The 12,950-nt window shown below is 52.8% G+C and carries 14 protein-coding genes and 1 riboswitch; of the genes, 10 read left to right on the top strand and 4 right to left on the bottom strand.

All coding sequences use genetic code 11. The features are described 5' to 3' along the window. Positions 1–114 precede the first annotated feature (114 nt). The 7 genes from ACZ51B_RS07705 to ACZ51B_RS07675 all read left to right on the top strand — a co-directional run bounded on the left by ACZ51B_RS07705 (position 115) and on the right by ACZ51B_RS07675 (position 6,307). Complete coding sequence (locus ACZ51B_RS07705; protein ID WP_464296655.1) at positions 115–990, top strand: prepilin-type N-terminal cleavage/methylation domain-containing protein; 876 nt, start codon at positions 115–117, stop codon at positions 988–990. An 8-nt stretch (positions 991–998) separates the two neighbouring features. Next, positions 999–1,175: a hypothetical protein gene (locus tag ACZ51B_RS07700; protein ID WP_464296654.1), complete on the top strand. Its 177-nt coding sequence runs from the start codon at positions 999–1,001 to the stop codon at positions 1,173–1,175. Between the two features lie 509 nt (positions 1,176–1,684). Then, positions 1,685–2,509 (top strand): prepilin-type N-terminal cleavage/methylation domain-containing protein, encoded by an 825-nt coding sequence (locus tag ACZ51B_RS07695; protein WP_464296653.1) that lies wholly within the window; start codon positions 1,685–1,687, stop codon positions 2,507–2,509. Further along, positions 2,509–2,751, top strand: a complete 243-nt coding sequence (locus ACZ51B_RS07690) for a hypothetical protein (RefSeq protein WP_464296652.1) — start codon at positions 2,509–2,511, stop codon at positions 2,749–2,751. Before ACZ51B_RS07695 ends, ACZ51B_RS07690 begins: the two co-directional genes overlap by 1 nt. A gap of 681 nt (positions 2,752–3,432) precedes the next feature. Continuing rightward, positions 3,433–4,716, top strand: coding sequence for a hypothetical protein (locus tag ACZ51B_RS07685; RefSeq protein ID WP_464296651.1), 1,284 nt, complete (start codon positions 3,433–3,435; stop codon positions 4,714–4,716). 1 nt (position 4,717) lies between these two features. Beyond that, positions 4,718–5,083 carry a hypothetical protein gene (locus ACZ51B_RS07680; RefSeq protein ID WP_464296650.1) on the top strand — a complete coding sequence of 122 codons (366 nt, stop codon included), beginning with the start codon at positions 4,718–4,720 and terminating at the stop codon, positions 5,081–5,083. A gap of 63 nt (positions 5,084–5,146) precedes the next feature. After that, complete coding sequence (locus ACZ51B_RS07675; RefSeq protein WP_464296649.1) at positions 5,147–6,307, top strand: prepilin-type N-terminal cleavage/methylation domain-containing protein; 1,161 nt, start codon at positions 5,147–5,149, stop codon at positions 6,305–6,307. Here the strand turns inward: ACZ51B_RS07675 and ACZ51B_RS07670 are convergent. From ACZ51B_RS07670 to ACZ51B_RS07660, 3 genes are all read right to left on the bottom strand, one after another. Continuing rightward, positions 6,302–7,651, bottom strand: a complete 1,350-nt coding sequence (locus ACZ51B_RS07670) for an aminotransferase class III-fold pyridoxal phosphate-dependent enzyme (RefSeq protein ID WP_464296648.1) — start codon at positions 7,649–7,651, stop codon at positions 6,302–6,304. The two genes, ACZ51B_RS07675 and ACZ51B_RS07670, sit on opposite strands and share 6 nt — an antisense overlap. 95 nt (positions 7,652–7,746) lie before the next feature. Beyond that, positions 7,747–8,532 (bottom strand): DUF1559 family PulG-like putative transporter, encoded by a 786-nt coding sequence (locus tag ACZ51B_RS07665; protein WP_464296647.1) that lies wholly within the window; start codon positions 8,530–8,532, stop codon positions 7,747–7,749. Between the two features lie 90 nt (positions 8,533–8,622). Further along, positions 8,623–8,774: riboswitch (cobalamin riboswitch) on the bottom strand. A gap of 7 nt (positions 8,775–8,781) precedes the next feature. Further along, positions 8,782–9,447, bottom strand: coding sequence for an N-acetylmuramoyl-L-alanine amidase family protein (locus tag ACZ51B_RS07660; RefSeq protein ID WP_464296646.1), 666 nt, complete (start codon positions 9,445–9,447; stop codon positions 8,782–8,784). A gap of 134 nt (positions 9,448–9,581) precedes the next feature. Here ACZ51B_RS07660 and ACZ51B_RS07655 point away from each other — a divergent pair, with 134 nt between their 5' ends. Continuing rightward, positions 9,582–10,652, top strand: a complete 1,071-nt coding sequence (locus ACZ51B_RS07655) for an acyl-ACP desaturase (RefSeq protein WP_464296645.1) — start codon at positions 9,582–9,584, stop codon at positions 10,650–10,652. Here ACZ51B_RS07655 and ACZ51B_RS07650 read toward each other — a convergent pair. Further along, positions 10,640–11,095 (bottom strand): MarR family winged helix-turn-helix transcriptional regulator, encoded by a 456-nt coding sequence (locus tag ACZ51B_RS07650; protein WP_464296644.1) that lies wholly within the window; start codon positions 11,093–11,095, stop codon positions 10,640–10,642. The two genes, ACZ51B_RS07655 and ACZ51B_RS07650, sit on opposite strands and share 13 nt — an antisense overlap. A gap of 55 nt (positions 11,096–11,150) precedes the next feature. On the opposite strand from ACZ51B_RS07650, the gene ACZ51B_RS07645 reads away from it, so the two are divergent. Continuing rightward, positions 11,151–12,089, top strand: coding sequence for a ring-cleaving dioxygenase (locus tag ACZ51B_RS07645; RefSeq protein ID WP_464296643.1), 939 nt, complete (start codon positions 11,151–11,153; stop codon positions 12,087–12,089). Then, positions 12,089–12,922 carry a pirin family protein gene (locus tag ACZ51B_RS07640; RefSeq protein WP_464296642.1) on the top strand — a complete coding sequence of 278 codons (834 nt, stop codon included), beginning with the start codon at positions 12,089–12,091 and terminating at the stop codon, positions 12,920–12,922. Before ACZ51B_RS07645 ends, ACZ51B_RS07640 begins: the two co-directional genes overlap by 1 nt. The last annotated feature ends 28 nt before the right edge of the window (positions 12,923–12,950 follow it).

The raw sequence follows: 12,950 nt of genomic DNA, 5'->3' as shown, positions 1-12,950 counted from the left end.
GTCATCGATTTGTTGACGCAATCTTGCTTTTGTTAAAACTGCGACATCGCTTAATGTCGGCAATTTTTCGGCCAAGTTTCGCCGTAGCCACTCTCATACCCAGGAGGTATTGTCTTGAAACGTGCTTTTACACTCATTGAACTACTCGTAGTTATCGCCATTATCGCGATCCTTGCTGCAATCCTTTTCCCTGTTTTTGCCCAAGCTAAAGCTGCCGCTAAGAAAACCAGTGACCTCAGCAACGTGAAGCAGATCAGCACTGCCGCCATCATTTACATGGGCGACACTGACGACAACTTCCCGCTCTATGTCGCTTCTTGGTGCGCAACTTCACGAATCACCAACCCGCTTGATCCAAACGACACACCAGGTGGTTCATCTGGTCCAGGTCGCCGCGCTATGTGGCAGGGTGTGATCTATCCTTACATGAAGAGCTGGGATATGTACTTTGCTCCGGGCGATACGAAGCCAACGAACCTGGTTGCTCGGTATCACAACATCAGCTATGGTTACAACTATGGCTACCTGAGCAAGCTCGAAGTAACTGCTGACCCAAGCGGATGCGGTCAGACTCAGTGGTTCAGCTCCAAGTCTTCCAGCGCTGTTGAAGCTCCTTCCAATATCGTCATGTTCGCTGACGGCGGCGGTACGGCGTTCAAGGAGTCTGCAAGCACTCTCGGTAGCATGATCAACCCACCTGACGCTTGGCCAAGCAGCGAGTACTTCTACGGACCTTCACAGGTTGGTTGGGGTAAGGACTGCCAGGGCTATTACGCTGGCACTCTTTGGGGAGACACCGACGGTTTCGCTCCTAAGTGGAGTGGCGGCGCCAACCTGTCGCACACTGACTCCAGCGCGAAGTTCTACAAGACTTCGGCTGCTGCAATCGGTACGAACTATAACCCTGCTGTCTCGTGCACCAACACGAAGGTTATTGATAAGACCACATATAAGTGGGACCCACGCGGTACTGGAGCTCCAACCGAGTAATGAGCAGAATGCTTAAAACCAATATTGCGCTCGCATTGCTCATTGTTATCGCGGCTTGTGTTACAGGTTGTGCTGACAAGAATCCTGATCCAGGAACACCCAAGTCTGCTGCTCCGGCAGGTGGTGGTGGAGCAGGAACTCCCAATGCAGGTGCAAAGGGTGGCGTAGCTCCTCCTGGAGTCTAAGCTCCTAACTAAGGACGCCGCTGGTGAAAACCAGCGGCGTTTTTTTATGGATCGAATTAGACGAAACCGCTTCGATCTTCGTACGTATGCTTTCTATGTGTGACTGGTATATAGTCTCTATAGAATGTTAAGAAGTGCTCAAGGCACTTTTCAGTGGATCGTGTTTTGCCAGCGAGGTGTCCATATGGATTTTTGGACACTAGGTCGTTTTTTGCGGTAAACATGACTGAATCTCAAGCTTACACGTATAAATTCTTGAAGGTTCGAATCTTTTCTCGGCACCCTCTTCTTTTCAATTGTTAAATTCGGTAAGGTTATTTCATCTATGTAGCGGCTGTTCGCTCCGGAGATAACAATCTAGGAAGGCGGGGCAATTTCAACTGTGTTGTTGAATCCTTGTTCTCTGGCATAACAATTGCTATGCTATTGACGTCTGACTAAATTGAGCACTTCTACATTTATTGTTTTTGCCAGCCTTGAAAAATTATCTATAACTTGGAGGTTCCGCTATGAAGCGAGCTTTTACACTCATTGAGCTACTCGTCGTCATCGCCATTATCGCAATTTTGGCTGCTATTCTATTCCCTGTTTTTGCACAGGCTAAAGATGCTGCAAAGAAGACCGCAAGTCTTTCGAACCTAAAGCAGATCACTTTATCTTCGCAAATGTACTCGGGCGACAGCGACGACACTGTCCCTCTTGCACTTCACTACAACGGTTGGGCTAACTGGGCTTGGAACACTGACGTTTATCGGAAGAACTGGGGCATCATGTACAGCCCTGCTGGCGGACCTCACGCTACTTCTGGTTGGATGGTCATTTTCACCAATCCGTCCTATAACTGGGCTGCAAACTGGCAGCACTTCGTTCAGTACGGTTATAACGCCAGCTACATGAACAAGACTGCTGGAGACTGTTCTGACATCGGACTCAACAACAATCCGTTTGGCCCTCCAATCTCTGCAACATCTGCTGCTTCACCTGCAGAAACCATCATGTTCACTGAGTCCGGTCAGGATGCTCCTGAAGACAACGTAGGAACCTGGTTGGTTTACGGCCCTGGTGGATGGCAAGCCGACGACGTCTGCACTTACAACGACTGGGGTAAGTCCACGAGCGTTTGGTATGGTATTCAGCCAGCTCACACCGATGTAACTCAGGCAGGTCTTGTTCGACAGCGACACGCTGGCGGTGCAGGAACCTCGTTCATGGACGGTCATGCTAAGAATATCAAGCTCGGTGCGCTTGCTAACGGTACGACTTGGAAGCTCGGTCAGTCTGAAGGTCAGGCTGTGATCGTCGATCGAAGCAAGTATCTGTGGGATCTCCAGTAATGAAGTTCGCGACACTTGCCTTGATTAGCGTTTTGGGTCTTTCGGTGGTTGCCGGTTGCGGAGATAAAGAAGCTGATAAGAAGCTTGACACTGAGTCTCCGACAGCTAACGTGTCCACTGAGAATGCTCCGAAGGTGAAGAAGAACATTCCAAAGCCTCCCGGATCTTTGGGTGCACCAGGCGGTGCAGCTGCTCCAAATACAAATAGTGGTCCAGTTGCCAATCCAGGCGCAGGAAACTAAAGTTTCTTGAACTGATCACAAAAAGCGACCAACCCTTTGGGTTGGTCGCTTTTTTGTTGCGTTTTATTGTGTGCGAATAGAACTCAACAGGAAATTTGCCGATGTAGGCAACTCGGGAACATTGTCAGAAGTGGTCAAATTGAATGTCCCCGAAGCATTCGATCCCATTGCCGTAAATGTGGTAGTGACGGTTAGCAACTCACTTGAGATGTGATGCGCTAAAAGTGAGGGCGAGGCCGTAGGCTACTACACATCGATTACGCTTCACGTCTTGGGCTGAGTACTTCGTTCGCGGTCTATGACCGAACGCTGTAGTTTTCACGCTAGTGGATCATTTGCCTAAGCTATTGCGAGGGAAGGTAATCCGACTCCTAGACAGAAGGAAAACAGGCCGTGAGAAACGATGTTTGGACCGCCCGGATTATTGCCTGAGGGAATCTGAGCCAGTTAGGTCGTAAGCCGTGATGCTGTAGGGCCTGAAAGTTGGTTGCGTTTCAGTACGTAAAGATCATCGTGGAGCGCGAGTTGATGCAAAAAAAAACTCTGAAAAACATTACATATCAATAAAAAGTACGTTAATGTAATTGCTAGAGAAGAGAGCATCAGATGGATGTACTAAAAGGTGTCGGTGGTGAGTGGGAAAGAAGTCCTGTTGGGGTTGAACGTGCCTCGTTTTCTACTATGTTCCTTAGGGTTTTTTCAGCCAGTGCGATTTTGTTGGCCTGTCTTGCCTCCGTGTGGTCTATAGCTCTTGTTGCGAAGTCGAAGTGGGAGTTGTCTCGGACGAAGACTCAGTACATGGTGGTTTCTTCCCGGCCGAAAGTTCAGGACGTCGCCTTTATCCTTGGCAGTACGGATCGCGATGACTTGTTGTACAAACGAAGTGAGGATCCATTTGGAGCAACTGTTGTTCGTAACATTGGGAGTAGGTCTGCGACTAGTCCATTTCGCGTATTCGAATTTTCCGGTTATCAGGCCAAACGAGAATTGGATCCCTCTGAAGGGATGAGGGCCTTTGTTCACCGAGTTGATTTGCACAACGACTCCAAAGTCTTTCCTTACTTTGCGGTTGCAGTTGTGTTTGGATTGGCTCTAGGTTTGCTGTGGAGTTTGCCGGCCAGATGGTTTGGTCCCGGCTTGCTTGCTTTGGCAGGTGTTTCGCTGGTTAAGGTGTTGACCGCCTGTCCAACTTGTCCTAAGCAGCAAATATTGGGGTTTGACTCGGCGGTTCTAGGAATTTTCTTCTTCTGTGGGCTTCTTGTTATGACGCTTGTCTCTAATAAATGGGTAGGAGTATGGCGTGAGTGCTTAGCGGCGGCGCTTGGGCTGGTCATCGTGTGGCAGGTCTTCGCCTGGTGGCAAACCAAGTTGACTTGCCTTCCATGCCAGGTGGTCGCTTTTCTCTGTGCGGTGCTAGCAGTATCTGCTTATCAGAAGGCACACGGGTTAAAAGCTGCAATTCCAATGGCGAGTAGAACCTCATGGCAGCCATGGTTATGCTCGGTTCTGATTCCGATGGTGCTGTTTTATAACCAAGTGGCGCGAGAACCTAGGAAGGGTGCTGAGCCTCTCACTCTGACTGCGTTTAGTCAACCACGGGAGTTGAGCGTCAAGAATATCAGTGAGCTTGGACTTCCTCTCACGCATTCTCCTGCCGTGTATTACGTCGGCCAATTGGGTTGTGCCTCATGTGAGGAAGCTCTCAAAGCAATCGATGCCGCTGGGATTTCCCATCTGTCGTTTGCCTATATTGGTAGCACAAAGCCCGATGAAAAACGAAATTGGCTCCACATACCCAAGAAAGAGCTGATCACCGCCACACCGTCACTTCTCTACGTTAACAAGGATGGAGTGATCGTTAAATACAGCAAGGGACTACTCATTCAACCTAAGCAACTAGCTGTATTTGCAGAGAACATCAATCAGTTTGTATCGGCCGCTCCTGTGGAGCATCGAGGTAAATAAAATGATCACTCAATTACTTAAACTATCGCCAAAAGTCGGCGCCATTGCGCTGATTGCATTAACGACGAGTTTGTCTGCTGTATTTGCTCAATGTGCTGGGCACACTGGTGACGCCAATAACACCATCTACTTCTGCGAAGGTTCCAACTGCGGAGGTTGGGGCTCTAATTGGGGCACGACCATGCAGGCGACTTGTCATACCTACTGCTGTCCAGGTGATGGAGATAAGGGCCAGCACACTTTCGACAACTGTGGTACTCATGTTGCCGCAACTGGCGGCCAAGCAGGGTGCTGTGCTCTGGATACACATCCAACTCCTTGGAACACCATCGCAACAGCCTGCGCAACCACTGCTACTACTGACTAAGTAATATTTAGGATGTGCCTATGAAATAGGCGCATCCTACTATGGTTTTCTAGAAGGTGACTCATGCAAAGACATAGTTTGTACCTACAGCTTCGAGTTTTAGTGCTGGTCTTAGCGGCTCTAATATCGATGAGTCTGCAAGGGTTTGGGTTTGAACTCTTGAAAGTGTTTCAGGGAACGGGTTCGGCGGACGCTGTTCTTGGGGCTGTTGGGTCGTTCTGGGGGAGTCATCGCTATTGGCAGCCTCCGCAATTTGAGGCGATTGGCTGGGTTTCCTGGTTCGGATTTATTGCTGTGTCTATGGCGAGTGCTCTCATCGTAGCGTCTTCGTTTAAACGTGTGTGGTTATGGGCTGCCTTCGGGGCAGGGCTTTTGTTTGCGACTTTGTTCAATATGGTGATCAATAAGGGTGTGCCTAGCATCAATTCCACCTTTGTCACTATGTACGGATTGATGGCTGCTGGGTGCGTTGCGCTTGGGGCCTTGCTGGGGTGGATCTGCGTTGAAAAGATTGATCCTCTTGTTGTGAATGCCGACGATGAGGGCAGGAAGACGAAGACTCGGTTGGCGAAGAGCTATCGGGGTGGATTCACGCTTATTGAACTGCTGACGGTGATCGCCATCATCGCGGTTCTTGCTGCGATTCTGTTCACGGTGCTGGGTAGCAGCAAACACAAGGCTCGTGAGACGGAGGATATAAACAAGCTTCGGCAGTGTTATGCGGCGATCAACTTATATGAGGGCGACTTTGATACGAACAGTCCTCAGTCGCTTGCATATCTTTTGCCGACGTATGCTAGCAAAGAGGTTCTGTGGTCCAGCATGGATTCGCGGAATGGAATGCAGCGATCGAAATGGCCAGCGAATGTTTGGGTTAATCTTCCCGGTGTTGACAGAGAATCCGACCTCAAGCTGTACGGCCCTAACATGATCAGTTTCGCCTACTTGAAACCTTTTGAAGCGCGATTCCAGACTGGTGTTACCTTTACCGAGCTTAGGAACAATCCGCAAGTAGGACTGCTAGCCGATTTTGCGGTGGGGGCTTGTGCTGGTCCGTGCAATTTCCAAACTTCTTTAGGCGCCCCACCCGATCACCCGGCTATCAACAACAAAGGACTGCTTACCATGAGAACCGACGGCTCTGTTGTCACGCGCAAAGGGCGTGAGGATAATGCCGGTAGCTTTTCTTATGAGCAGATGTTCTTGTTTGCTCCGCTCTTATGAGGCTGTTAGGGCTTGAACGCTTTGGTCTAGTAGTTCAATAAACAGATCGATCTCTTCCGCGGTGACGCTGAGGTTTGGTCTGGTTCGGATGGAGCGTTTGCCTGCTCCTAGGAGTAGGAGGCCGAACTGGTCTCGGGCAATTTGGATGAGTTTGGATTTGTTCTCTGGGGTGTCTAGGGAGACGCCTTGGTAGAGGCCTAGTCCTCGGACGTTCCAGAGTAGCGGGGCGTGTTTTTTGACTAGGCCGTGTAGGCCTTCGGCTAGTCGTTGGCCGTTACCGGCAGCTTGCTCGATGAGGCCTTCTTGGTACACGATTTCCATTTCTCGGACTACGCGGACCATGTCGGAGAGGGTGCCGCCCCAGGTGGAGTCTAGGACACCGACGTCGTCGAGGGATTCCAGCATGTAGACCACACCGTTGCCGAACTTCTTGCCGCCTGCGACTGCTTGGGGTGGGTAGGGGAGTTCGAAGTGGTCCATGCCCCACATCTTGCCTGTTGCACCTAGGCTGGTTTGGACTTCATCGAAGGCTAGGTAGACGCCGTACTCGTTTGCCAATCGGCTGAGGCCTTGGAAGAACTCTGGGAGGGCGACTCGGTGTCCACCTGCGCCTTGGATGGGCTCGATGATGATGCCGACGATTTCATCGGACATGAGTCTTAGGGCGCTCTCGACTTGTTCCAGTGCTCGCAGGGCGTTTCTTAGGTTCTCTTCCCGGCTTGAGGAGCTCTCGTAAGCGGGGAAAGGGAGTTTGATGTTGCCACTGTTGGTGAGGCCATGGAAGTCTTTGGTGGCTACGGCGTCGACTGTTTGAGTGACCCCCAGTGCGAAGACGGTCCGGCCGTGGAATGCGTGGTCGAAGTAGAGGAATCTGCGGTTGCCGCCGGTGAGTCCCTTCTGGATTTGCTTCTGATTGAACTTGGCAATCAGGTACTTCATCATGTTCTCGACTGCCTCGGCGCCGGAGTTCACGACGTAGACTTCGAGGTTGTCGTTCTTCATGATCTCCGGGGCCATTCCGTAGAGCATGCGGTAGTAGTCGAGGCACTCTTTTGTGAGGAAGTCTGGGTTCGCAACCTTGTTGTTGGCTGCGAGGGTGAGGCGTTTGACGTAGTCTGGTTCGTAGAGGCCGGGGTGGTTGTGGCCAATGAGTTTGGAGCCGTAGTAGCCTGCCCAGTCGAACAGCCGCTGGCCGTCTACTGTCTCGATCCACATGCCTTGGCACTTCTCTAGGTCGAGCACGAACGGATAGGGAGTGGCGATGACATATTTGCCAAGCTCATCCAGCATCTTCGCGCTGATAGGACCGGGGAATTGGGATGGGTTGGGCGTGGAAATGGGCATGCTGACTCCGGGGAACCTTACTATTGTGACAGATCGGTTGCTGGCTGCCCTAGCCTGTACCGGGATCAGGTCAGGCTAGGGTGGAGGAGTACAGATTAGTTGAGGTCGAACAGTTCGTCGGTGGTGAAGTCGCCGTCTTTGTCGATATCGCCTAGGTTGATCGGGTTGAAGTCCTTGGAGTCGTAGCCGTATCCGAACTTGCCGGATCTGAGCGTGGGTTTGATGGCTTTCACGTGGGAGTCGCACCAGAGGACGGCTCCATATCCGCTGTGTCGGCCATGGAAGCTTGGGTAGTCGGAGGAGGGGGGCTCCAGGTAGGTGCTTCCTTCCAGGGTGGGTGTGCTGTAGTCCCAGTTGTTGATTCGGGCGCAGGACCCGAAAGCTACGGTTTCAGCGACGTTTGCGATGGCTCCGTAGTTGACTCCGCTTGGCACTTCTTTGTAGCTCGGTGCGGGGTAGGTGGAGGGCGACAGGTAGTTGTAGTTGTATCCGTAGCCTGTGAATCCGATGGCTCCGCGGAGTTTGCTGTTAAAGGAGGGGTCTACTTGGATGCCTTTGCTGTGGGTGTAAGGGTAGAGGAGTCCTTGGTCTTCTCGGAGGGTGGTTCCGTCGTAGGATCCCCAGAAGTAGTAGATGATTTTGCCATCGGGTCCGAGGGTTCGGATCCTCATCATGGTGTCGTCGTAGTCGCCGTTGTACATCATCCAGGCGAGGCCGATCTGTTTGAGGTTGCTGATACTTTGTGTTTTCTTGGCCGCTTCTTTGGCCTGGGCAAACACGGGGAAGAGGATGGCGGCGAGGATTGCAATGATGGCGATGACGACGAGGAGTTCGATGAGCGTGAAGGCTCGAAGAGTTCTAATGTGGTTGGTTGTTCTCAATTGACCTAAAATCCCTTGCGCGAGAGCGCGGTCGGGTGAGGTCACGCACGAACAGACATGCCACAGACACCTATTGCTCGTAGGTGACGCTCACAGACAGCACGCGTGGTGGGCATTCGGACTGGTCTATCTCTTCTTGCGAAGGCTAGCATTACCGTTGCGGCACAGCGCCGGACTCTCACCGGACTTCCCCCGTTGGACGCCTCGCCACGACAGCGAGACCCACACGTTGAGGACATTATGTCACGTTCAGTCTTTTAGGGCGGCAAGGGTGGCTTGCATCAGTGCTTCGGACATCTTGTCGAGTCCCTTTTCTGTTGAGATGAAGGCTTCATCTTTGGGGTTGGTGAGGACGACCATCTCGACTAAGACGATGGGGACTTTTGAGAATACGGAGCCGGTGAGGGCGCCTTGTTTGGCTCCTACTGCGGTCTTTCGATCTGATTTGAGGCCGTTGTCTTGGAGCGCTCCTTTCAGCTGTTTGGCGAGTGTGTTATGGAACCTGATCGCAATAGGAGTTGTGGCTTTTAAGATTGCGGGAGATGGGCCGGTGACGCCTGCGGATTTGCCTTGTTTGTCGGGGTAGTAGGTGGCGAAGCCGGTTAGTTCTGAGGCGTCGCAATGGAGGCGGACCATGAGATCGGCTTTTGCTTTGTTGGCGACTTCGGCTCGGGCTCGGTTTTTGACGTACTGTTTCTCGGTTTTCTTGGTGAGGACCACGTGGATGCCGTGGGATTCCAGCTTCTTTTTGAGGCGGATGGCGACTTCCCATGCGACGTGGATTTCGGTGAGTTTCTTGCCCGTGGTGCCGCTGCCGACTTCGGATGGGTGGCCTGGGTCGATGCAGACAACCTTTTGCGCGAGGCAGTGGGAGACTGCTAGGAGAGCGCATAGGATTGCTAGGGGGAGTCGCATATACCGGAATCTTAGCGGATACGGCGTCCTGGTTTCTCAGGACTTTGCTGTACGGGGCTGATTAGGTACGATGCTTATAGGTTTTGCGCGTAGATGATAGTTGACGTGCAATCCAAACTCACGAGGCACCTAACTTGATCCACAGCGAAAAAGACATCATTCAACAGATTGAGGACGACCGTCCAAAGATCCCGGTTGGACTTCTCAGCCGAGAAGAGAAGGATCGTCTGATTGAACGTGGGATGTTGGGCTTGTACCGCTGGTACGTTGCCCGAAGCCAGACCACTCGAAACTGGAATCCAGACCGTGACTTTGACTGGCGAGCCTTCCGTAAGGACCACTCTCCCGAGGTCAATCGGATTCTCGAGGGTTTCTTTGCGGTGGAGCAGTTTGTGCCTGACTACGTCAGCTCGCTTCTTCAGGTGATCCGCAAAGACTATGGTCGTTCGCACTTCCATATTCGATGGGGAAGTGAGGAAGAGAAGCACGCGGAGCTTTGGTACAACAGCGTTCTGTTTAGCGAGAATCGATCTCCAGAGTGGCTGTACAAGTACATGGGCGATCTGCGAGGCCAGCAGTGGTCACTGCCATGGGAAGATCCCATGCACATGATTTTCTACACCGTGTTCCAGGAGCGCGCGACTCAGGTGAACTATCTGAACATGGCGGCGATTGCCCGTGGACAGAGTACGAACCCAACCTTTGCAAACGATGCGGACCCTGTTCTTGCCCGTGCGGCCCAGGTGATTGCGGTGGACGAGGCGGCTCACTACAACTTCTTCTTAGAGGGCGCTCGGCTGTATCTTTACTACTATCCGGCTAAGGCGCTTGAGGCGATGTACGACGTTATCACTCACTTTGCGATGCCGGCGAACAGCTTGATTCCGGAGTACGACAAGTTTGCGGAGATTGTTCATAAGGCCGGTATCTACGGTCCACGTGAGCACTCGCGAGACGTGGTTCAGCACGCTTTGAGCAACTTGGGCGTTGCTGGGCGAAAGGCTTTGGAAGCGGGTATCAAGCGATCTCGGTTGGTGCCGGACGAGCATGGCAACATGCGGGAGACGGCGATCTTTGACGGTATCGACTTCCCAAGCGTTTCGACGGCTGTCAAGCGAATTTTTGGTCGAATCAAGCAGCATGAGGACGAGATCGGGTTCACGGACATCGACCCGACGATCTTCAAGCCGAACTACGCTGAGTAAGCGCTCTTCCCTAATTTGCGAAGGAGGGCGTCGAGGGTTTTTAGCTCTTCGGAGTTGAGGGCCGAGGCGGTTTCGGAGATGCGTTCTACGTGAGCGGGCCATATCTCTTGAAAGAGGGTATGGCCCTTTTCTGTTAGTGATACGTGCACGATTCGCCGGTCCTGTTCGGAGCGGTCTCGTTTTACGAGGTTGTGGCGCTCCATGGTGTCGATGACGCTGCACATGCTGTTTTGCGAGCACAGGTTTTTATCTGCGATGGTGGTGAGTGGGAGTGGGCCGCTGTGATGGATCACTTCGAGGACTCCGAACTGGATAGCCGTGATTCCGTATTCTCGAAGTGACGCGTGGACTCGGCGGTTGACACTTGCGTGGGCTCGGTTGAGCTTGATGAACACATCTAAGGCGAGGCGCTCGGACTCGGGGCCGGAGTGACGAGTAGGCATATGGAAAATTATACGCTATGGAACTAATCCATATGGATATAATGTTTCTATTACTATGAACGTCCTCGGCCTCCATCACGTAACAGCAGTCAGTTCTCGTATTGCAGACAACCTTGCCTTTTATACGGGACCTCTTGGCTTGCGGCTTGTCAAGAAGAGCATCAATCAGGATGATGTGTCTGCTTACCACTTGTTCTATGCGGATGCAGTGGGTTCACCTGGAACGGATTTGACCTTCTTTGACTGGCCCACTATTGGTGACAACCGGCCGGGCGGCGGAACGGTTGGGTTGACTTCGCTTCGCGTGGCTGGCTCGACTCTTCCAGAGTGGGAGGCGCGGCTGAAGGAAGTGGGCATGCCTGTGGAGCTAGATACGGATGCAGCGGGGCGTGCTCGGTTGTTGTTTGCTGATCCTGAAGGGCAGCGGTTGGCTTTGGTGGACGACACGGGGCTTCCTGGGGAGACGGTTGCTTGGGACAAGACTTTGCCTGCTTCCTTAGCGACTCGGGGCTTGTTGAGTGTGAACATCGACTCCATTCATCCGGATGCTACGCAGCGTGTTCTGAGGGATGTGCTTGGGTTTAGCGAGGCTGGAAATGGTCGGTTTGAGGTTCGGAGCGAGGATGCGTTTGGCGAAGTTGTGGTCGCGGATGCGAGTTCGGACTATATTGGAAGGGTAGGTGCGGGCGGCGTGCATCACGTGGCGTTTCGGGTGCGAGACGACCAGGAGCTGCGAGACTTTGAGGCCAAGATTGAGGCTGCTGGGTTGCGGACTTCTGGGTATGTGGACCGATACTACTTCCATAGCTTGTACTTCCGAGAGCCAGGTGGGGTGTTGTTTGAGCTGGCGACGGATGGTCCGGGCATGGCGAGTGATGAGCCGATGGAGCACCTCGGCGAGAAGTTGTCGGTTCCTCCGTTCATGGAGGCAAGACGGGCTTCGATTGAAGCTCAATTGAAGCCACTTCCGCTTCCTGCTTATTTGGAGAACTGATGAAAAGACGACAGGCTGGCTTTGTTTTTGCCCCGACCGCTGCGGATGAAGCGCCGGGGGTGACCATTAGGCGTGCTATTGGCGGCGAAAGGATGGCGATTCTCGATCCGTTCATGCTGCTGGACCATCCGACGGTCGATGTGGGGTCGGATGTGGTGGGGTTTCCTCGGCATCCCCATCGGGGGATTGAGACGCTTAGCTATGTGTTGGTGGGCGAGGTCGGTCATAAGGACTCGCTTGGGAACGAGGGCACTGTTGGGGCCGGTGGAGCGCAGTGGATGACCGCTGGGAACGGCATTTTCCATGAGGAGATGCTGATTCCTGGGCCGGAGGGTGCTGAGTTTTTGCAGCTTTGGTTTAGCTTGCCTAGAGATCAGAAGCGGAAGCCAGCGGCTTATTACGGTGCTTCGCCTGATGATGTGCCTGAGGTGTCGATCGGATCGGCTCAGGTGCGTGTGGTGGCGGGGACGTTTGAGGGTAAGGCTGGACCTTTTCAGGGGATTGCGGTTCAGCCTACGATACTGGACGTGACTCTTGGGGCGGACAGCTCGTTCGAGTTTCCGACGACTCTTGGGGAGGCTGGGTTTATCTACGTCACTCGAGGTTCGGTGACGGTTGAAGGCAAGGCTGCTCGTGCGCCTGAGTTGATGGTGCTCACGGACGGTCAGTTGTTACAGGTTTCCTCTGGGGCGGAAGGAGCTCGATTCCTGTTTGTATCGGCGAAGCCGCTTGGGGAACCGATTTTGCAATATCGGTCTGTGGTGATGAATACCGTTGAGGACATCCAGGAGTCGGTGGCGATGATCGAGTCTGGAACGTTTGCTAACGGTTGAGGCATGTGAGCCTCCGGTTGTTGCCGGA

The organism is Fimbriimonas sp. LA-C6 (assembly GCF_055398105.1).
This window is presented reverse-complemented; position numbering and strand designations above follow the sequence as displayed.

Bases quoted from the DNA above. Each gene is read 5' to 3' on its own strand.
- ACZ51B_RS07700 (WP_464296654.1), top strand. From the start codon at position 999: ATGCTTAAAACCAATATTGCGCTCGCATTGCTCATTGTTATCGCGGCT.
- ACZ51B_RS07695 (WP_464296653.1), top strand. From the start codon at position 1,685: ATGAAGCGAGCTTTTACACTCATTGAGCTACTCGTCGTCATCGCCATT.
- ACZ51B_RS07690 (WP_464296652.1), top strand. From the start codon at position 2,509: ATGAAGTTCGCGACACTTGCCTTGATTAGCGTTTTGGGTCTTTCGGTG.
- ACZ51B_RS07685 (WP_464296651.1), top strand. From the start codon at position 3,433: ATGTTCCTTAGGGTTTTTTCAGCCAGTGCGATTTTGTTGGCCTGTCTT.
- ACZ51B_RS07680 (WP_464296650.1), top strand. From the start codon at position 4,718: ATGATCACTCAATTACTTAAACTATCGCCAAAAGTCGGCGCCATTGCG.
- ACZ51B_RS07675 (WP_464296649.1), top strand. From the start codon at position 5,147: ATGCAAAGACATAGTTTGTACCTACAGCTTCGAGTTTTAGTGCTGGTC.
- ACZ51B_RS07670 (WP_464296648.1), bottom strand. From the start codon at position 7,651: ATGCCCATTTCCACGCCCAACCCATCCCAATTCCCCGGTCCTATCAGC.
- ACZ51B_RS07660 (WP_464296646.1), bottom strand. From the start codon at position 9,447: ATGCGACTCCCCCTAGCAATCCTATGCGCTCTCCTAGCAGTCTCCCAC.
- ACZ51B_RS07650 (WP_464296644.1), bottom strand. From the start codon at position 11,095: ATGCCTACTCGTCACTCCGGCCCCGAGTCCGAGCGCCTCGCCTTAGAT.
- ACZ51B_RS07645 (WP_464296643.1), top strand. From the start codon at position 11,151: ATGAACGTCCTCGGCCTCCATCACGTAACAGCAGTCAGTTCTCGTATT.
- ACZ51B_RS07640 (WP_464296642.1), top strand. From the start codon at position 12,089: ATGAAAAGACGACAGGCTGGCTTTGTTTTTGCCCCGACCGCTGCGGAT.